General features: G+C 67.3%; 1 protein-coding gene. It reads right to left on the bottom strand.

Going from position 1 to position 370, the window contains the following annotated elements; translation table 11 throughout:
• Positions 1–370 (bottom strand): SDR family oxidoreductase (locus AC1D0P_RS32050; protein ID WP_477680409.1); only part of this gene is annotated, 370 nt, incomplete at both ends.

Below are 370 nucleotides of genomic sequence, written 5' to 3'. Positions count from 1 at the left end.
GGCGTGCGCCCTGGCCGAGCGAGGCGGCCATGTCGGTGGCGGCATTGCCGATGTCGATCTGGCCGCAGACGATGTCGAACGGCCGGCCGTCGAGCGAGATCGAGCGGGTGATGCCGGTCACGGCATGCTTGGAGGCAGTGTAGGCGATCGAATTGGGCCGCGGCACATGCGCCGAGATCGAGCCGTTGTTGATGATCCGGCCACCTTGCGGGTCCTGCTTGCGCATCATGGCGAAGGCGCCGCGGGCGATGAGGAAGACGCCGTTGAGATTGGTGCCGATGACGCGCATCCAGTCGTCGACGGCGAGTTCGTCGAGCGGCACGCCCGGTGCGGTGATGCCGGCATTGTTGAAGACCACGTCGAGCCGGCC

Source organism: Polaromonas sp. P1_G2 (assembly GCF_056405515.1).
The sequence above is the reverse complement of the archived record's forward strand: the minus strand, read 5'-3'. Positions and strand labels throughout refer to the sequence as shown.